The organism is Nocardioides sp. (genome assembly GCF_016462705.1).
In the GTDB taxonomy this organism is placed as follows: domain Bacteria; phylum Actinomycetota; class Actinomycetes; order Propionibacteriales; family Nocardioidaceae; genus Nocardioides.
Window position 1 is genome coordinate 1 of record NZ_JAEMSS010000039.1, and the last position, 18,645, is coordinate 18,645.

16 protein-coding genes are annotated in these 18,645 nt (G+C 72.1%); 11 read left to right on the forward strand and 5 right to left on the reverse strand.

The genetic code is table 11. The features are described 5' to 3' along the window. Together JHD21_RS07140 and JHD21_RS07145 are read left to right on the forward strand one after the other, a co-directional pair. On the forward strand, window positions 1-1,210 hold a 1,210-nt coding region (locus JHD21_RS07140), incomplete at its 5' end, for a DEAD/DEAH box helicase (RefSeq protein WP_292672839.1). Between the two features lie 55 nt (window positions 1,211-1,265). Further along, window positions 1,266-1,970, forward strand: a complete 705-nt coding sequence (locus JHD21_RS07145; protein ID WP_292672841.1) for a type II CAAX endopeptidase family protein — start codon at window positions 1,266-1,268, stop codon at window positions 1,968-1,970. On the opposite strand, the gene JHD21_RS07150 is transcribed toward JHD21_RS07145, so the two are convergent. Genes JHD21_RS07150 through JHD21_RS07160 form a run of 3 tightly spaced genes read right to left on the reverse strand, consistent with a single transcriptional unit; the run spans window position 1,964 to window position 5,328 of the window. After that, a complete protein-coding gene (locus JHD21_RS07150; RefSeq protein ID WP_292672842.1) occupies window positions 1,964-2,863 on the reverse strand; it encodes an NAD(P)H-binding protein in 900 nt (299 codons plus the stop codon). The two genes, JHD21_RS07145 and JHD21_RS07150, sit on opposite strands and share 7 nt — an antisense overlap. Before the next feature lie 34 nt (window positions 2,864-2,897). Then, a complete protein-coding gene (locus JHD21_RS07155; RefSeq protein ID WP_292672844.1) occupies window positions 2,898-3,620 on the reverse strand; it encodes a MerR family transcriptional regulator in 723 nt (240 codons plus the stop codon). 19 nt (window positions 3,621-3,639) lie between these two features. After that, on the reverse strand, window positions 3,640-5,328 hold the full coding sequence (locus tag JHD21_RS07160) for an RCC1 domain-containing protein (protein ID WP_292672846.1): 1,689 nt from the start codon (window positions 5,326-5,328) through the stop codon (window positions 3,640-3,642). Between the two features lie 127 nt (window positions 5,329-5,455). Between JHD21_RS07160 and JHD21_RS07165 the strand changes: the two genes are divergently transcribed. From JHD21_RS07165 to JHD21_RS07190, 6 genes are all read left to right on the forward strand, one after another. Next, complete coding sequence (locus tag JHD21_RS07165; protein WP_292672848.1) at window positions 5,456-6,667, forward strand: acetyl-CoA C-acetyltransferase; 1,212 nt, start codon at window positions 5,456-5,458, stop codon at window positions 6,665-6,667. Window positions 6,668-6,762: 95 nt separating this feature from the next. Further along, window positions 6,763-8,961, forward strand: coding sequence for a 3-hydroxyacyl-CoA dehydrogenase NAD-binding domain-containing protein (locus JHD21_RS07170; protein WP_292672850.1), 2,199 nt, complete (start codon window positions 6,763-6,765; stop codon window positions 8,959-8,961). A gap of 73 nt (window positions 8,962-9,034) precedes the next feature. Further along, window positions 9,035-9,745: an ABC transporter ATP-binding protein gene (locus JHD21_RS07175; protein WP_292672852.1), complete on the forward strand. Its 711-nt coding sequence runs from the start codon at window positions 9,035-9,037 to the stop codon at window positions 9,743-9,745. Further along, entirely contained in the window at window positions 9,720-11,243 is a 1,524-nt protein-coding gene (locus JHD21_RS07180) for a hypothetical protein (RefSeq protein ID WP_292672854.1), read from the forward strand. The genes JHD21_RS07175 and JHD21_RS07180 overlap by 26 nt, the downstream gene beginning before the upstream one ends. A gap of 39 nt (window positions 11,244-11,282) precedes the next feature. Next, window positions 11,283-11,975 carry a histidine phosphatase family protein gene (locus JHD21_RS07185; RefSeq protein ID WP_292672856.1) on the forward strand — a complete coding sequence of 231 codons (693 nt, stop codon included), beginning with the start codon at window positions 11,283-11,285 and terminating at the stop codon, window positions 11,973-11,975. A gap of 16 nt (window positions 11,976-11,991) precedes the next feature. Then, window positions 11,992-13,065 (forward strand): VanZ family protein, encoded by a 1,074-nt coding sequence (locus tag JHD21_RS07190; protein WP_292672858.1) that lies wholly within the window; start codon window positions 11,992-11,994, stop codon window positions 13,063-13,065. On the opposite strand, the gene JHD21_RS07195 is transcribed toward JHD21_RS07190, so the two are convergent. After that, complete coding sequence (locus JHD21_RS07195) at window positions 13,049-13,807, reverse strand: SDR family oxidoreductase (RefSeq protein ID WP_292672859.1); 759 nt, start codon at window positions 13,805-13,807, stop codon at window positions 13,049-13,051. The two genes, JHD21_RS07190 and JHD21_RS07195, sit on opposite strands and share 17 nt — an antisense overlap. Before the next feature lie 41 nt (window positions 13,808-13,848). Further along, a complete protein-coding gene (locus JHD21_RS07200; RefSeq protein WP_292672861.1) occupies window positions 13,849-14,538 on the reverse strand; it encodes an RDD family protein in 690 nt (229 codons plus the stop codon). A gap of 154 nt (window positions 14,539-14,692) precedes the next feature. On the opposite strand from JHD21_RS07200, the gene JHD21_RS07205 reads away from it, so the two are divergent. The 3 genes from JHD21_RS07205 to JHD21_RS07215 are packed head-to-tail and all read left to right on the forward strand — an operon-like array spanning window position 14,693 to window position 18,638. Beyond that, window positions 14,693-15,274 (forward strand): PadR family transcriptional regulator, encoded by a 582-nt coding sequence (locus tag JHD21_RS07205; RefSeq protein ID WP_292672863.1) that lies wholly within the window; start codon window positions 14,693-14,695, stop codon window positions 15,272-15,274. Next, window positions 15,271-15,993, forward strand: a complete 723-nt coding sequence (locus tag JHD21_RS07210) for an ABC transporter ATP-binding protein (protein ID WP_292672864.1) — start codon at window positions 15,271-15,273, stop codon at window positions 15,991-15,993. Before JHD21_RS07205 ends, JHD21_RS07210 begins: the two co-directional genes overlap by 4 nt. After that, window positions 15,990-18,638, forward strand: coding sequence for an ABC transporter permease (locus tag JHD21_RS07215; protein ID WP_292672865.1), 2,649 nt, complete (start codon window positions 15,990-15,992; stop codon window positions 18,636-18,638). The genes JHD21_RS07210 and JHD21_RS07215 overlap by 4 nt, the downstream gene beginning before the upstream one ends. The last annotated feature ends 7 nt before the right edge of the window (window positions 18,639-18,645 follow it).

An 18,645-nucleotide genomic window follows, 5' to 3' on the forward strand; every position in this document is an offset into this window, starting at 1 on the left:
CGCCCTGATCCTCGCGCCGACCCGCGAGCTGGTCGGCCAGATCGAGCAGGCCCTCGCCCCCCTCGCGGCCGCGAAGGGCCTGACCACCCGGACCGTGTTCGGTGGCGTCGGCCAGCACCCGCAGGTCCAGGGGCTGCGCAAGGGCGTCGACATCGTCCTCGCCTGCCCCGGACGACTCGAGGACCTCATCAAGCAGGGGCACTGCGACCTCGGCGCCATCGAGGTCACCGTGCTCGACGAGGCCGACCACATGGCCGACCTCGGCTTCCTGCCCGCCGTCCGCCGCCTGCTCGCGGCCACTCCGAAGCAGAGCCAGCGGCTGCTGTTCTCGGCGACGCTCGACAACGGCGTCAACGTCCTGGTCAAGCAGTTCCTCCAGCAGCCCGTGACCCACGAGGCCGACTCGGCGCAGTCGCCGATCTCGTCGATGGACCACCACGTCCTGCACGTCGCCCGCGAGCACCGGGTGCCGGTGCTGGTCGACCTGACCAGCGCCCCGGGCCGGACCGTCGTGTTCACCCGCACCAAGCACGGCGCCAAGGCGCTGGCCCGCCAGCTCAACCGCAGCGGCGTGACCGCCGTCGAGCTGCACGGCAACCTGAGCCAGGGTGCTCGCACCCGCAACATGGACGCCTTCCACTCGGGCCGGGCGAGCACTCTCGTCGCGACCGACATCGCGGCCCGCGGCATCCACGTCGACGACGTCGCGCTCGTCGTGCACGCCGACCCGCCGTCGGAGCACAAGGCCTACCTGCACCGCTCGGGCCGCACCGCGCGCGCCGGCGCGTCCGGCACCGTCATTACGCTGATGACCCAGGAGCAGACCGGCGACGTCCGGGCGCTGACCAAGGCGGCCGGCATCAAGCCGACGATCACCCGGATCGACGGTCCGCGGCACCCGATGCTGACCACCCTCGCCCCCGGTGAGCGGGTCCTGGTCGCCGGCGGGCTCGGCGTCCCCGCTGACGACTCCGGTCCGCGCTCCGGCGGCAGCGGTGGCAACCGCGGCCGGTCCGGTGGCGGCGGTCGCGGCCGCTCCGGCGGGCAGCCGCGCTCGGCCGGCTCGGGCGGACCGAAGCCGGCAGGTGGACAGAAGCCCTCCGGTGGTGGCAACCGCTCCCGCCGTCGCGGCGGCCAGGGCGGCCAGGGCGGACAGTCCTCGTCCGCCGGCCGTCCGCACAACGCCGCGTCGTTCAGCGGCCGCCGCTGACCGCAGACCCTGGCCGAGGCCGGCGTGACCCACGTCTCTCCGTACGATTGACATGGTGAGCCAGCTGCAGGCGTGGGTCCGCCGGGCGCTGTGGGACGTCGTCCCCCGCGACCAGCGGGACACCCCCCGTGAGCTGCGCCGTCGCCAGGCGGTCACCATCGGGTTCGTCCTGCTGGGCGCCCTGGTCCTCGGCCTGTCGCTGCGGATCGAGCCGGGCAACCGCTGGTTCTACGCCTTCACGTTCGGCCTGGCCGCGGTGTGGGCCGTCGGCGCGCTGGCGTCGGGACGGCTGCACCTGGGCCGGATCGCCTTCCGGGACGGCCACGCCCGCCCGATCCTGACGCCGATCGGGATCGGGGCGCTGCTGGCGGGGGTGTTCGTGCTCGGGGCCCTGCTGGTGCGCAGCATCGAGCTGCTGGAACCGCTCGAGGACCAGGTGGTCTCGGTGATCGACTACGCCGACCAGGGCTCCCTACCGATCCTCATCGTCATCACCACGGTCAACGGCATCGCCGAGGAGCTCTTCTTCCGGGGTGGGGCGTACGCCGCGATCACCCGGTCACCGGTGCTGTGGACGACCCTGGCCTACGCCGTCGCCACGCTCGCGACCGGCAACGTGATGCTGTCCTTCGCGGCGGTGCTGCTCGGCTTCGTGTGCGGCCTGGAGCGCCGGGCCTCCGGTGGAATCCTCGCCCCGATCCTCACGCACTGCACGTGGTCGCTGGCGATGCTGCTGGTGCTGCCGGTGGTCTTCTACTGACGGCTCTCCGCTATCGCGATCTTGACCGCCTCCAGGTACGACATCGGCTCGCCCGGCACGATGTCGCGGATCGAGTAGTCGGTCTGCAGCACCTCGGTGCTCATCGAGTGGATGAGGTTGACCGCCGTGGTCGTGTCGACATCGGTGACGAACCGGATCCAGCGCGCGGACAGGCCCGGGGTCAGGACGGGGACGGTCACGATCGGGACCCGGCGGCCGTTGATGACCTCGGCGGCCTGCTGGAGCATCTCGACGTAGGTCAGCCGGTCACTGCCGCCGATCTCGTAGACCTGGCCGTAGGTCTTCTCGACGCCGACCACGCCGGCGAGGTAGCGGATCACGTCGTCGAGGGCGATCGGCTGGGTCCGGGTCGCGGCCCACTTCGGCACGACCATCGCCGGCAGGTTCTTGACCAGCTGCCTAGTCATCTCCCAGGAGATGCCGCCGGCGCCGACCACGATCGCCGCGCGGAGGACCGTCACGGGGACCCCGCTGGTGCCGAGCAGCTTCTCGACCTCGCGCCGGGAGCGCAGGTGCGCGGACAGCTCCTCGCCGTCCTTGCCCAGCCCGCCGAGGTAGACGATCTGGTCCACCCCGGCGGCCGCCGCGGCCAGCGCGAAGGACCGCGCGGCCTCGGCGTCCTTCTTCTCGAAGTCGTCGTCGTCGAGGGAGTGCACCAGGTAGATGGCGACGTCGACGCCCGAGACCGCATCTCCGAGGGAGCCGGGGTCGGAGACGTCACCGCCGACCGGCGTGCCGGGGCCGTCGTACTCCTGGGGCCGGCGGGTCATCGCCTTGACGTCGTGGCCGGCCTCGACGAGGGCGGGCACGAGTCGCCTGCCGACGAACCCGGTCGCTCCGGTCACCAGCACGCAGAGCGATTCGTCGGTCATGGTCACGAGAGTAGGTACCCCGCCGTGAGGGCGGTCACCGGGACCGCTTGGCGATGCCCTCGCGCTTGGTCTCGTCCATGGCGGCCTCGTACGCCGACACCAGCGCCGCGATCGACAGCGGCTTGATCTTCTCCACCACCTGCCGGACGGTCTCGGGGGAGGCGCCCTGGTCGCGGTAGACCGGCCAGACCAGGGTGCGGAACACGTCGTAGAGCTCCTTGGCCACCTCGCGGCCGTGCCGGGCGTAGACGTCTGCGGCCGCGAGCGCCGCCTCGGTGGGGAAGCCGAGGTCGAGCAGGCCGAGCCCGACGGAGAGCTGCGAGACCGCCACCTGGTACTGCCCGCGCTTGAGGGGGAACACCACGCCGAGCGCGGCCAGCGTGCGCAGCTCCTCGTCGGTCAGGTCGTGGCCGGCCCGCGCCGAGAGCTCCGCACGGGACATCTCGATCGGCCGCTCCACGTCCCACGGAGCCAGCATGGTCCGGGCCAGTGCGAGGTCCTCAGGGGTGGCGTCCGCGGGGATGCCGGCGACGTACTTCTCGATGGCCGACAGGGTGAAGCCATGGCTCTGCAGCTCCTGGACCAGCTCCAGCCGCCCCACGTGGACCCGCGAGTAGTAGCCGGACCGGCCGCGCCGGATCGGCGGCGGGACCAGGCCCTTGCTGGTGTAGAAGCGCACGTTGCGCACGCTCATCCCGACCCGCTCGCACAGCTCGTCGAGGGTCAGCAGCTCCTCGGACGTCCCAGGCTCGGTCACGTCCCTGACAGTACTGCTGTCAGAGTCGTACGGCGACGAGCCGCTTCGTCCTCAGCTTCTTTCCGGTGATCGTGACCTTGGTCTTGGCGCTCTTCTTCGGCTTGGCGCCGAGCTTCACGGTGCCCTTGACGGCGCAGCCGCCGTTCACGGGCTTGGTCTTGAGCGGCTTGGTGACGGTGAGCTTGCCCTTCGTGGTCTTGGTCGTGACCTTCACGGTGGCCTTGGCGGGGCACTTCGCGGACGTCTTGGTCTTCGTCACGACGGTGTCGAGCACGACCTTCTTGCCCTTGAGGAGTGCCTCAGGCTTGGGGGCCGGGCACCCGTCGGCCAGGGTGCCCGCGGCGGTGGGGCAGGCGTCGACGGCGTCGCGCACCCCGTCGCTGTCGCGGTCGCGAGCCACCGACTGGCCACCCAGGCTGACAGGAGGCAGGAGCCGGGGTACCTCGCCCGGGGCGGTTCCGTAGTCGATCGTCGTCCCCTGGCCGAGGTAGTAGCCGTTGCCCCAGCACCGCAGCTCCGGACCTGTGACGGCACACGTCTGGCTGAAGCCGGCCCCCACCGCGCTCACCGGCCGGCCGATGTCCACGCCGGCGGTGTACTCGCCGGGGTCGTCCCCGACGGAGGCGGTGTTCCCCTGACCGAGCTGGCCCGAGCTGTTGTAGCCGAAGCAGCGCAGCTCGGCGGTGTCCAGGACCACGCACGAGTGCGATGAGCCCGTGGTCACCGACATCGCGGTACGGCCGGGTGGGAGGTCGACCGCACCGACGTTCGTCTCACCTGCCTCGTCGCCGAAGGCCGTCGTGCGACCCAGGCCGAGCTGCCCGTGCTCGCTCTCCCCCCAGCAGTGCAGGGTGCGGTCGTCGTAGATGGCGCAGTAGTGGTCCGAGCCGCCGCTGATCGCGAGCATGCGACGCCCGGCGGCGACGGCGACCGTGCTCTCGCCGGCGTCGTCGCCGACGTCGTCGAAGTTGCCCTGCATCAGCTGGCCGCGGCTCCCGCTCCCCCAGCAGCGCGTCTCGCCGGTGTCCAGGATCGCGCACGCGCTCTCATCGGCCGCAGCGATCGCCACGGCCGGTCGGCTCAGCGGGACCCGGACGGTGCGCTCGCCCAGGCCGTCCCCCCAGTCCGAGTCGTGGCCCTGGGCCAGCTGTCCGTCGTCGTTGTCGCCGAAGCAGCGCACGTCGCCGTTGTCCAGGAGAGCGCAGGTGAACGACTGCCCTGCGGCGACGGCGACCGCGGTGCGCCCGGCGCCCAGGTCCACGACCACGGGCACCTCGCCCGGTCCGTCACCGATGTCCTCCTCGTTGCCCTGCCCGAGCTGCCCCGACCCGCTGGAGCCCCAGCACCGGAGCTCGCCGGACTCCAGCACCGCGCAGGCGTGGTACTGGCCGGCGCTGATGCTCCTCGCCGGACCGGGGAGGGGTATCCGGGTGGTGGACTCCCCCGGGGAGTCGCCCAGGTGCTCGGTGTTGCCGGTGACCATCGCGCCGTTGGTGTTGTCGCCCCAGCAGCGCACGGAGCCGTCTCCCACGATCACGCAGCCGAAGTAGTGACCGATGGCGACGCCTGCTGCGTCGGCCCGGGGCACGCCCGGCACGCCGTTGCCCGCCTCTGCGTCGGCCGGGGCGGCAGCCAGCGCCGGGAGCAGCCCGGCGAGCAGGCAGACGAGTGCGCTCGCGAGCGCGGCGCGGCGGGGGATCGACAGCATGGACGGCTCCTCGAGACGACGGCTCCTGAAGTCTCGACGCACCTGGGCCTGCCAGCAATGCCCAGAACGGGCTATGTCACATCCCGGATCCCTTGACCGTGACAGCGTTGCTGTCACAATCGGGCCTATGGCAGAAGCATTCGTGTACGACCACCTCCGGACCCCCCGCGGCAAGGGCAAGGCCGCCGGCTCCCTCCACGAGGTCAAGCCGGTCGACCTCGTCGTCGGGCTGATCGACGAGCTGCGCACCCGCAACCCCGGCCTGGACACCAACCGGATCGACGACGTCGTCCTGGGGGTCGTGTCCCCGGTGGGGGACCAGGGCGGTGACATCGCCAAGACCGCGGCCCTGGCCGCGGGACTGCCCGAGACCACGGCCGGTGTCCAGCTCAACCGCTTCTGCGCCAGCGGGCTCGAGGCCGTCAACCAGGCGGCGTCCCGGGTCCGCGGCGGGTTCGAGGACCTGATCCTCGCGGGCGGGGTCGAGTCGATGAGCCGGGTGCCGATGGGCTCCGACGGCGGAGCCTGGGCCTCTGACCCGGCCACCGCGCTGACGACCGGCTTCGTGCCGCAGGGCATCGGTGCCGACCTGATCGCCACGATCGAGGGCTGGACCCGCGACGACGTCGACGCCTACGCCGCCGAGTCGCACCACCGGGCCGCCAAGGCGTGGGCCAACGGCTACAACGCCCGCTCGGTCGTCCCGGTCAAGGACATCAACGGCATCACGATCCTCGACCACGACGAGACGATCCGCCCCGACACCTCGCCCGAGGGCCTCGCCGGCCTCAAGCCGAGCTTCGCGCAGATCGGCGCGGACGCCGGCTTCGACGACGTCGCGCTCGAGAAGTACCACTGGGTCGAGAAGATCAACCACGTCCACCACGCCGGCAACAGCTCCGGGATCGTCGACGGCTCCGCGCTGGTGCTGATCGGCACCGAGCAGGCCGGCACCGACCTCGGCCTCGACCCGCGGGCGCGGATCATCAGCGCCGCGGTGTCCGGCGCCGACCCGACGATCATGCTCACCGGTCCCGCGCCCGCCGCCCGCAAAGCGCTGGCCAAGGCGGGTCTCGAGGTCTCCGACATCGACCTGTTCGAGATCAACGAGGCGTTCGCCGCCGTCGCGATGCGCTTCATGCGCGACATGGGCATCACCGACGAGATCACCAACGTCAACGGCGGCGCCATCGCGATGGGTCACCCGCTCGGCGCGACCGGCGCGATGATCCTCGGCACCCTGATCGACGAGCTCGAGCGCCGCGACCTGCGCCGCGGCCTCGCCACGCTCTGCGTCGGCGGCGGCATGGGGATCGCCACCATCGTCGAGCTCGTCTGACGCAGCCGCGTCCCAGCACCGGCTTGCGAGGTGTCGAGGCTCGTCGCCAGCGCTCCTCGCACCTCAACCACCGACGTACGAAGGACTTTGACCAGATGACCAGCACCACCGCAGAGCAGACCGCCGTCCACTACGAGAAGGACGCGGACGGCATCGTCACGCTGACCCTCGACGACCCGACGGCCAGCGCCAACACCATGAACGACCTCTACATCGAGTCGATGGCCGCGGCCGTCGACCGCCTGTACGACGAGGCCGAGACGGTGACGGGCGTCGTGGTCACCAGCGCGAAGAAGACCTTCTTCGCCGGCGGCAACCTCAAGAACATGGTGCAGGCGACCAAGGAGGACGCGCCGGCGGTGTTCGCGCTGGCCGAGCGGGTCAAGGCCGGCCTGCGCCGCCTGGAGACCTTCCCGAAGCCGGTCGTCGCCGCCATCAACGGCGCGGCGCTGGGCGGCGGCTACGAGATCACCCTGGCGTGCAACCACCGGATCCTGGTCGACGACCCCAAGGTCGAGATCGGGCTCCCCGAGGCGAGCCTGGGCCTGCTGCCCGGCGGCGGCGGCGTCACCCGCGTGGTCCGGCTGCTCGGCATCCAGGACGGCCTGATGAACGTCCTGCTCCAGGGCACCCGCTTCCGCCCGGCCGACGCGCTGAAGAACAAGCTGGTCGACGAGCTGGTCGCGACCCGGGAGGACCTGGTCCCGGCCGCGAAGGCCTGGATCAAGGCCAACCCCGACTCCGTCCAGAACCCGTGGGACGCGCCGGGCTACAAGATGCCCGGGGGCACCCCGAGGTCACCCGCGCTGGCGGCGTTCCTCCCGGCCTTCCCGGCGCTCCTGCGCAAGCAGCTCAAGGGCGCGGACTACCCGGCGCAGAAGGCGATCCTGTCGGCAGCGGTCGAGGGCGCGCAGGTCGACTTCGAGACCGCCTCGCGCATCGAGTCGCGCTACCTGACGAACCTGATCGTCAACCAGGGTTCCAAGAACATGATCCAGGCGTTCTTCTTCGACCTGCAGGCGATCAACTCCGGCTCGCTGCGTCCCCAGGGCATCGAGCCCTGGAAGGCCACCAAGGTCGGGGTCCTCGGCGCCGGGATGATGGGTGCCGGGATCGCCTACGTGTGCGCCAAGTCCGGGATGGAGGTCGTCCTCAAGGACGTCGCCCAGGAGAGCGCCGAGAAGGGCAAGTCCTACTCGGAGAAGATCCTCGACAAGGCGATCTCCCGCGGCAAGAGCACCGAGGAGAAGAAGGCCGAGCTGCTCGGCCGGATCACCGCGACCACGGACCCGTCCGACCTCAAGGGCTGCGACCTGGTCATCGAGGCCGTCTTCGAGGACCCGGCCCTCAAGCACCAGGTCTTCGCCGAGATCGCCGAGCACGTCAACCCGGACGCCTTGCTCTGCTCCAACACCAGCACCCTGCCGATCACCGAGCTGGCGACCGGGGTCGACCGCCCGGCGGACTTCATCGGCCTGCACTTCTTCAGCCCGGTCGACAAGATGCCGCTGGTCGAGATCATCAAGGGCAAGGAGACCTCCGACGTCGCCCTGGCCAAGGCCTACGACGTCGTGCAGCAGATCCGCAAGACACCGATCGTGGTCAACGACAGCCGCGGCTTCTACACCTCGCGGGTCATCGGCTTCATGGTCAACGAGGGCATGGCGATGCTCGCCGAGGGCGTGCAGCCCTGGAGCATCGAGCGGGCCACCACGCAGGCGGGCTACCCGGCCCCGGTCCTGCAGCTCTCCGACGAGCTCAACCTGGAGCTGATGGCCAAGATCGCCAAGGCCACCAAGGAGGCCGCCGAGCGTGAGGGCAAGGAGTACGGCCACCCCGGCACCGCCGTCGTGGACCGGATGCTCGAGGCCGGCCGGGCCGGCCGCCTGCGCGGGGCGGGCTTCTACGACTACGACGAGTCCGGGAAGCGCGGCTCCCTGTGGGCCGGGCTCGCCGAGCTCTTCCCGGTGGCGGAGCAGCAGATCCCGTTCCGGGACGTGCAGGACCGGATGCTCTTCGCGGAGGCGCTCGAGACCGCCAAGTGCTTCGAGGAGGGCGTCATCGAGTCGGCGGCCGCGGCCAACATCGGCTCGATCATGGGCATCGGCTTCCCGCCGATGACCGGCGGCGCCGCGCAGTTCATGACCGGCTACGAGGACCCGGAGACCGGCGAGATCGGCCTCCAGGCGTTCGTCAAGCGTGCCGACGAGCTCGCCGCCGCCTACGGGGACCGGTTCGCCCCCACGGCGTACCTCCGCGACCTCGCAGCCTCGGGAGGCGCGTTCCCGGAGTGAGAGGGGGGCCGCCTCCCCGTGATGTGGCCCGTTCCTGAGACGGACTGCCCGCCTCCAAGGGAGGATTGGCCCCGTGACCCCTTCCCCCGTCGTCGACGTCCGGAGCCTGCACGTGCGCTTCGGCGAGGTGGAGGCGGTGGCCGGAGTCGACCTCCAGGCCCAGGCGGGCCACTCGACGGCGCTGCTCGGACGCAACGGCGCGGGGAAGTCCACGACCATGCGGGTGCTCGCCGGCGTGGTGCCGCCGACCGCGGGCAGCGTGCACGTGGCCGGGTGGGACGTCCGGACGCACCCGCTCGAGGTCAAGCGCGCGGTCGGCTACTGCCCTGATGTCGGCGGGCTCGTTCCGCGCGCGACGCCGTGGGAGCACCTCCAGCTGTCCGCCCGGCTGCGCCGGCTCGACTCGTGGGAGGAGCGGGCCCGCGACCTGCTCGAGCGTTTCGAGCTCGGCGACGTCGCGCACCGGGTCACCACCGGCTTCTCGCACGGGATGGGCCGCCGGCTGTCGGTGTGCCTCGCCGCGCTGCACGAGCCGGAGGTCCTGCTCCTCGACGAGCCGTTCGACGGGGTCGACCCGATCGGCGTCGAAGCCACCCTGGACGTGATCAACGACGCCCGCTCGCGCGGCGCGTGCGTCCTCGTGTCGACCCACCTGCGTGAGCTCGCCGTCCAGGCCTGCACCTCGGTCCTGGTCCTGCGTGGAGGCGCTCAGGTAGCGATCGCGACCGCAGGCGAGATGGCCGGCGAGGAGGGGGCTCGTGCCTACCGCAGCCTCCTGGACTGAGGTCCGCCGCGCGTCCGAGGACGTCCGGCACCTCATCGCTTTCCGCGCCTCCGGTGTGCGTCGTCCTCTGGTCTTCGCATCGGTGGTCTCGACGTTCGCCGGGCTGACCATCGCCGCGGCGGTGGTGCCGTCGTTCATCGAGGGAGCCGGCAGCCAGGAGGACTACGCGCTCGACGCCGTGCTGCTCCTGCCGACCGCGATGGCCGGGCTGATGTTCCTCTCGGTGGCCTCGGCGATCGCCTCCGGTGGCGGCCGCGAGCTCCTCAGCCGCGAGCACGGAGTGGCCTACCCGGTCAGCCCCACGACCGACCACCTCGGCGCGCTCCTGCTCGCGCCGCTCAACATCGCCTGGCTGATCCAGGCCTGGATGCTGCTCGGGCTCACGGCGTACGGCCTCGATACGGACACGCTGCTCGCGGCCCAGATCGGCATGGTCGTCTGGATCGCGGCAGCCACCGCCATGGGCCAGGTCGTGGCGTGGTCGGTCGAGGCCGTCCGACGCACCGACCACGGCATCGTGGCGATCCGTCTGGTGGGGGCGACCGTGGCCCTCCTGGCGGTCGGGCTGCAGCTGTCCGGCCGGGTCGGGACGACGCTGGACGCCCTGCAGACCCGCTGGCTCGTCGTCGGGTTCGTCGACGGGTTCAACCTGCGCTGGGTCGCGTCGGTCGGGGTGGAGCTCGCCATCCTCGTCGTGGCGGTCGCCCTCGGCGCGGTGCCCGCCCACCTCGCGGCGCGACGGCAGCCCCGCGACGAGCTGAAGGTCGAGAGCGGCAGCTACCCGGCCCGGCGCCTACCGCGCTCGCCGTTCGCCGGCCTCGTCCGCACCGACCGGGGGTCGGTCTGGCGCGCGGTGCCGATGCGCCGAGGCCTCGCCGTGCTGGCCATCGGTCCGGGCCTCGTGGCCCTGGCCGGCGGGCTGACCTGGAGCCAGATGACCATCCTGCCGGGCCTGGTCGCCTCCGGCGGCGCGCTGCTGTTCGGCGTCAACGCCTGGTGCCTCGACCACCGGGGCAGCCTGTGGCGGGAGAGCCTCCCGGTCTCACCGGCCGCGGTCTTCGGCGCCCGGGCCTGGGTGCTCACCGAGTTCCTGCTGGTCGCGTCGTTCACCACGATCGTCCTCGCCGGGCTGAGGGCGGGGCCGCCCACCTCCGCCGAGCTGGCCGCGTTGCTCTGCACCTGGGTGGTGGTCGTCCTGCAGGTGGTGTCCGCGGCGATGCGGTGGTCCTCACGGCGGCCCTTCGCCGTGGACCTGCGTTCGGCCCGGGCCACGCCCGCCCCGCCGGTGGTCATGGTCGGCTACTCGACCAAGCTCGCCGTCACCACGACGCTGACCAGCCTGATCTTCTCCGGCCTGGCGATGGTGGATGCGTGGGAGCTGTCGGTGATCGTGGCCGTGCCGTTCCTGACCTGGTCACTGGTCAGGATGTTGCACGCCCGTGATTCCTGGACCGATCCGGTCCAGCGAGCCAGGGTGGTGACCACCGTTGCTGGCTGAGAGTCTGCTGGTAGAGAGTCGATTCGGGGAGACGATCCGATGGGTGTCGTGATGCTGGTCCGCCATGGCCAGGCGTCGTTCGGGACTGAGGACTACGACGTGCTGAGCTCACGTGGCGTACGCCAGAGCCGCAAGGTCGCACAGACCTTGGCGGGCTACGGCATCTCGCCGACGTCCTTGATCCACGGCGGGATGCGCCGGCAGCGGGAGACCGCGGAGGAGATGCTCAACATCACCCCGTGGGACGTCGAGCCGCAGGTGGACGAACGGTGGCGAGAGCTCGACCACCTGGCCGTCATGGGCGCCTACCCGACCTTGACCGACGCCGAACGGGCCAAGCTCACGGCGGGGGCCATGGACGTGCGGGCGTTCCACGACCTCTACACCGGCGCCACCGCCCGCTGGGCCTCCGGAGCGTATGACTCGGACTACCCGGAGTCGTTCGCGGAGTTCATCCGCAGGGTCCGCGACGCGATCGGTCACGCGGCCCGCAACGCCGGCGAGCGGCGGACGGCCGTGGTCGTCACCTCGGGCGGACCGATCGCCGCCGCGTGCGCCATGCTCACCGAGGTGGGCGAGGAGCCGCGCCGGCTCGCGTCGGCCTGGTCGCGGTTCAACACGGTCATGGTCAACGCGTCCGTCACCCGGGTCGTGTTCGGCTCGACCGGAGCGCGCCTGCTCACCTTCAACGAGCACTCGTGGCTGGACCGGGAGCTCGTCACCTACCGCTGACGGCTACCTTCGGCGCGTGCACGACCAGGCGACCAACGCGCTGATCGCGATCGCGCTGGGCTCGGTCCTCGCGGTCGTGCTCCTCATGCCGGTCGCGGCCGTGCAGTACCGGCTCGACGGACGGCTCGGCCCCAAGGACCTGGCGATCCTCGTGACCGCCGCGGTCTACGCGCTGGCCCTGTGGACCTACACGCTGCTCCCGATGCCGGCGGAGGACACCTACCGCTGCCAGGGCAGCCAGCTGCAGCTCTTCGGTTCGCTCGGGGACGTCCGGGTCCCCGAGGACGGGCCGGCGGCGCTGCTGCGCGACCCGGCCTTCCTCCAGATCGCGCTCAACGTCCTGCTGTTCGTCCCGCTCGGCTACTTCGTCCGGGTGGTGCTGCACCGGGGCGTGCTGGTCGCGACGTCCCTCGGGCTCGGGGTGTCGCTGCTGATCGAGCTCACCCAGCGCACCGGGGTGTGGAACCTCTACGACTGCGCCTACCGGCTCTTCGACGTCGACGACCTGGTGGTCAACACCCTGGGCACGACGGTGGGGTCGCTGGTGTCGCTGCTCCTCGTACGCCGGCAGCGGCCCGACGTGGTGATGCCCACCCACGTCTCGTTCGGCCGCAGGCTGGTCGGCCTCGTCTGCGACGTGCTCTTCGTCGCGATGGTCGGCGCCGCCTCGGGGCTCGGGTACCGCGCCTGGCAGCTCTACGTGCTCGACCGGCCGCTCGGCGCGCTGGACGTCGACACGCAGAGCCTGCTCCAGTGGGCGGTTCCGTTCGCCGCGGAGGCGCTGCTGGTCCTCGCCGCGGGGCGCACGGTCGGCGAGCTCGTCGTCTCGGTGCGTGCGGTGGCTCGCCAGCCCCGGTGGACCGTTCCCGCTCGCGTGGTCAAGCTCGCGACCGGGGTGGGACCGCTGTTCCTGCTGGCTCCGCTGGACCCCCTCCCGGCGGCGGCGCTGCTCGCGGCGTACGCCGTCGTCACCGTCGGTGTCGCGTGGCGGACGACGGAGCACCGCGGGCTCAGCCACGTCCTGTCGGGCATGGACCTGCGGATCACCGACCGGGAGCCCGGCCTGCGCGGGTTCAGAGCAGACGCTTGAGCACCGGCAGCGGAGCGTGCCGCATCACCGGCGCGAGCAGGGCCCAGGGCAGCCGCGGGACGCAGGCGTCCGCCTGCTCGCTCTCGATCGCCGCGACCATCGCCCTGACGCCCTTCTCGGTCGAGACCATCAGCGGCGTCCGGTCCCGGACGTGCTCGTTCATCTCGGAGGCGATGTAGCCGGGGTAGAGGACGGTGATCTTGACGGTCCTGCCCAGCGGGGTCCCGTAGAGCTCGTTGCGGAGGCCCTCGGCCAGGTGGGCGACGCCGGCCTTCGTCGCCGCGTACGTCGTCATCGTCTTCGGCAGCCCGCGCATGGCCGACATCGAGGAGACCACGACCAGGTGGCCACGCTCCTGCGCCCGGAAGATCTCCATCGCCGCGTCGCACTGCGCGAGCGCGCCGAGGAAGTTCGTGACCGCCGTCTCCCGGTTGGCGGCGTGGCCCCCCGTGCCGAGCGGTGCGCCCTTGCCCAGCCCGGCGTTGACGACGATCCGGTCGATGGTGCGGAAGTCGGAGCGGAACCCCCGGAACACCTCGAAGACCTGGTCGTCGTCGCTGACGTCCAGCGCCCGCACCTCGACGCGCCGGCGCGGGTCGGCGGCGCGGATCTCCTCGCGCAGCGAGTCCAGCCGGTCGGTCCGCCGCGCGCAGAGCGCCAGGTCGTGGCCGCGGGCGGCCAGCTGCCGGGCCATCTCGGCCCCCAGGCCGGAGGACGCGCCGGTAATCAGGATCGTCGACATGTGCCCAGTGTCGCCCGCGGTCGCCCGGGGTCGCGCGGGGGCTAGTCCGGGGCTTGTCCCGGGGCTTGTCCCTGGGCTCGGTACCCGGCCGGGTCATAGGGCTGGTCGGCGGGCTGGACGATGACCAGGGTGCCCATGATCTTGTCGGCGAAGGTCTGCTTCTTGACGTCCCAGATCGGCCAGAGGTAGCCCAGGTTGCAGAGCAGCCCGTCCACGACGTGCGCGAGCTGACGGAGGAACGCCATCCCGCCGCCGATCGGCAGCTTGCTGCGTTCGGCCACCAGCTTGATCCCGACGACCGACTTGCCGAAGGTGTAGCCCGTCCGGCCCTGCCGGATGCACCAGTTGTAGATGAAGAAGGCCAGGTAGAGCAGCGCGCCGAGCAGCACCAGCGGTCCTGCCGTGGCGGGCACGTCGCCTGCCGAGGTGAGGGTCGGCTCCCCGTAGACGTCGGTGGTGGTCTCGAAGGTGCCGGCGAACTGGAAGTAGCCGATGAGGAACGGGGACCCCGCCACGCAGGCGAGGAACGTGTCGAACAGGTAGGCCAGCACCCGGCGCCCCCAGCCGGCCAGACGGATCCGCTCCGGGGCGTCGTACCCGTAGATCGCCCGGAACGGGTCCTCCGGCCCGGCCAGGGGGGCGCGGTGGTGGTCCGGGTCATGGGGGTCCCGGTCCCGGAACGGGACGTAGTCCCCCGGTTGGTAGCCGCCGGGCGGCGTGCTGCTCGCCATGGATCGAGGCTAGGTCGAGAGGCGCCCGGAGGTGGCGGATTCGTACCGGTCCCACCGATCGGTGGACGGGATGGCCTTGCCGGACTACTGCATACCCGATATACATACCGAGTATCTATCGGCCGGAACCGGCCGCAGGACCGGAGGAGGGCCCATGTCGGTGCGACAGGCGCTGCTGGCGCTGCTGGAGGAGGGGCCGATGTACGGCTACCAGCTCCGCAGCGAGTTCGAGCGGCGGACAGGGGCCACCTGGCCGCTCAACGTGGGGCAGGTCTACACGACCCTGACCCGGCTCGAGCGGGACGGGCTCGTCACCGAGTCCGGGGCCGACGGCGAGGGGCACGTGATCTACGAGGTGACCGAGGCCGGCCGCGACGAGGTGGCGACGTGGTTCACGACGCCCGTCGCCCGCACCACCCCGCCGCGCGACGAGCTGGCCATCAAGCTCGCGCTCGCCGTCACGGTGCCGGGGGTCGACGTCGGCACCGTCATCCAGCAACAGCGCAGCGCGACGATCTCGGCGCTCCAGGACTACACGCGGCTCAAGCGGGACCGGCGGGACACGACCCCGGGCGACCTCGCCTGGACCCTGGTGCTCGACTCCCTGATCTTCAACGCCGAGGCCGAGGTCCGCTGGCTCGACCACTGCGAGGCCCGGCTGCGCCGGGCCGCGCTCGAGAGCCCCGCTGCCCCCCTGACGACATCGGCCGACGCCGAGGAGAGGACCGCACGATGAGCGCCGTCCTGCAGCTCGACACGGTCACCCGCATCCACGGCGAGGGCGAGACGGAGGTGCACGCGCTCAAGTCGGTGACGTTCGCCGCGCACGACGGCGAGCTGGTGGCCGTCATGGGCCCCTCGGGCTCCGGCAAGTCGACGCTGCTCACGCTCGCCGGTGGTCTCGACGCCCCGACCTCGGGCACGGTCTCGGTCGAGGGGACCGACCTGGCGACCCTGGGGCAGAAGGGCCGGGCCCGGATGCGGCGTACGTCGATCGGCTACGTCTTCCAGGACTTCAACCTGATCCCGGCGCTGACCGCGGCCGAGAACGTCGCCCTGCCCCTGGAGCTGGACGGGGTCGGCACCAGGCAGGCGAGGGCACTGGCCCGGGTCGCGCTGGGCGAGGTGGGCATCGCCGAGCTCGCCGACCGGTTCCCCGACAACATGTCCGGCGGCCAGCAGCAGCGCGTGGCCATCGCCCGGGCGGTCGTGGGTGAGCGACGGCTGATCCTGGCCGACGAGCCGACCGGGGCGCTCGACACCGAGACCGGCGAGGAGATCCTCCGGCTGCTCCGGTCCCGCTGCGACGCGGGCGCCGCCGGGGTGCTGGTCACCCACGAGGCCCGGCACGCGGCCTGGGCCGACCGGGTCGTCTTCCTGCGCGACGGCGTCATCGTCGACGAGACCGGCGCTGACCGGGTCGAGGCACTGGTGGACTCGGGCGCCACCCGATGACCAACCCTCTCGGGGCCTGGCGGCTGCCCCTGCGCATCGCCCGGCGCGACGCGCTCCGGCACCGCGGGCGCAGCCTCCTGACCCTGGTCATGATCGCGCTGCCGGTGCTGGCGGTGACGACCGCGGACGTGCTCATGCAGACGTCGAACGTGTCGGGCGTCGAGTCGATCGACCGGCGGATGGGGTCGGCGGAGGCGCTGGTCTCGGTCCAGCAGGGCGTCGACGACGTCGAGCAGAGCCCGGACCCCGACGGGGCGTTCGGCACCTCGGGTGGCGACGGGGAGAGCCCGTTGGTCACGGCGGAGCAGGTCTCCGCCGTCCTGGGCGGTGCCAGACTCCTGGAGATCCGCGAGGGCGAGGCCGAGGTGCGCACCGACAAGGGGGCGGTCACCGCCGGCCTCACCGAGGTCGAGCTGAAGGACCCGCTGACCCGCGGTCTCTACGACCTGACGTCGGGCCGCTGGCCCCAGGACGCCGGGGAGGTCGTGGTCAACGAGGCACTGGTGACCCGGGGCTACCAGATCGGGGAGACCTTGGACCGCCCCGGCGCCGGCCATGTCGACCCCGTCATCGTGGGGATCGCGGAGTCGACCACCACCCGCGACTTCCCGGTCGCGGCCGGACCGGTGGGTGCCTTCGGCCTGGACGACGAGACGTCGCGGTCCTGGCTGGTCGACGGCGACCCGGTCTCCTGGGAGACGGTGCGCGAGCTCAACGCGATCGGCGCGACCGTGGCGTCCCGAGCCGTGATCACCGACCCGCCGCCGGTCTCCGAGTGGCCGGACTCAGTTCAGGCGAGCGCGGGCGTGGACGACGCCACCATGGCCGTCCTCGTTCTCATCGTGGTCATGGCGCTGATCGAGGTCGTCCTGCTCGCGGGCCCGGCGTTCGCCGTGGGCGCCCGCAAGCAGCAACGCAGCCTGGCCCTGATGTCGGCCTCCGGCGGGACGCCGGTGCAGTCGCGGCGGGTGGTGATCGGCAGCGCCGTCGTCCTGGGCAGCGTCGCCGCCGTCCTGGGCGTCGGCCTCGGGATCGTGCTGGGCCGGCTGCTCGTCCCCGCCGTCCAGTCGAGGTCGGGTGAGTACCTCGGGCCGTTCGAGGTGCCGTGGCAGCACCTCGCCGGCGTGGCCGGCTTCGGGATGCTCAGCGCCTTCCTGGCCGCGGTCGTGCCGGCGTACCTCGCCTCGCGCCAGGACGTGGTGGCGGTCCTCGCCGGCCGTCGCGGTGACCGTGCTCCCTCCTACAAGTCACCGTTGCTCGGGCTGGTCCTGCTGGGCGCCGGGATCGCCGGGTCGGTCGTGGGGGCCACCGGTGGCGGCGAGATCATGATCGCGGCCAGTGCCATCCCGGCCGTGCTGGGCATGATCCTGCTGATCCCGCTGGTGCTCGCCGGGCTGGGCAGGCTCGGCGGACGGCTCCCGCTGGTGCTGCGGTACGCCGTCCGCGACGCCGCCCGGCACCGGACCCGCACCGTGCCCGCGGTGGCGGCGGTGGCGGCGACCGTGGCCGGCGTGGTCGCGCTCGGCATCGGGGTGACGTCCGACGAGGCCGAGAACCGGGAGACCTACACGGCGTCGATGGTCGACGGCGTGGGCGTGCTCACCGGTTACGAGACGCCGGCCTGGTCGTCGTACCGCGCGGTGGTCGCGCAGGAGGCTCCGGACGCCGAGGTCACCGACCAGCTCGGGCTGGCCGAGACCGCGCCCGACGGCGGCTTCTCCGACACCGACGTCCGCGTCCCGGGTCTCGACTACCTGCTGGACAGCTCCGGCAGCAGCCTGGGGGCGACGATCCTCGTGTCCGACGACCGGCTCCCGTACGGACTGCTGGGTGTGGCGGAGGGCGACGTCGCCCGCGCCGAGGAGGTGTTGCGGTCCGGCGGCATGGTGGCGTTCACCTCGCCGGGCATCGAGGTCGACGCCACCGAGGCGAAGCTGGTCCGGGAGACCTACGCGCCGGACGGCGGCGAGTCCACCTCGAAGGCCACGGCGACGGTGCCGACCGAGTTCGTGGAGCTGGAGAAGCCCTGGGCCGGACCGGCCGCCGTCGTCTCCACCGCCGCGGCGGCCGAGCTGGGCGTCGAGCCCGCCGTCGTCGCCCTGGTGATCGGCAAGGACCAGCTGAGCAAGGACCAGGAGGAGGCGATCGACGAGGCGCTCGGCGGTGTCGACCTCAACGCCAGCCTCTACGTGGAGCGGGGCTACCAGGCGGACGACGAGACGGTGATCGCGCAGCTCATCCTGGTGGGCCTCGGGGGCCTGCTGATGCTCGGCGGCACGCTGACCGCGACGTTCCTCGCCCTCTCCGACGCTCGGCCCGACCTGGCCACGCTGTCGGCGGTCGGGGCGTCGCCCCGGACCCGGCGCGGGGTCGCGGCGGCGTACGCCGTGGTGGTCGGCTTCGTCGGGGCACTGCTCGGGGCGGCGGTCGGGTTCGTGCCGGGCATCGCGGTCTCCAGGCCGTTGACCTCCCAGAACTACGGCAACATCGCCCCGGACGGCACGGCCCAGTTCAACAGCGGGCCCTTCCTCGACGTGCCGTGGCTGATGATCCTCGGGCTGGTGGTGGCCCTGCCGCTGCTCACCGCGGCCGTCGTGGGGGCGTTCGCCAGGTCGCGGCTGCCACTGGTGGCCCGTCTCGACTGATCCCGAC